The 237-nt window shown below is 68.4% G+C and carries 1 protein-coding gene; it reads left to right on the top strand.

The genetic code is table 11. The features are described 5' to 3' along the window. The coding region (locus ACLJNW_RS28370) for an AMP-binding protein (protein WP_410961994.1) at window positions 1–237 on the top strand (237 nt) is incomplete at both ends.

The raw sequence follows: 237 nt of genomic DNA on the forward strand, positions 1-237 counted from the left end.
CGACAACGGTGGCCACGCGGTCGCGGTGCGCTACGCGGTCCGCACTATCTACGGCATGCAGGCCGGCGACGTCTGGTGGGGGATCTCCGACGTCGGCTGGGTGGTCGGCCACTCGCTGATCGTCTACGGCCCGCTGATGTGCGGCTGTACCACGGTGTTCTACGAAGGCAAGCCGGTGCGCACGCCGGACGCCGGCGCCTACTGGCGGGTGATCGAAGAGCACAGGGTGAACAGCCT

The organism is Salmonella sp. SAL4457, from assembly GCF_046548235.1.
GTDB classification, from domain to species: Bacteria; Pseudomonadota; Gammaproteobacteria; order Enterobacterales; family Enterobacteriaceae; genus Salmonella; species Salmonella enterica.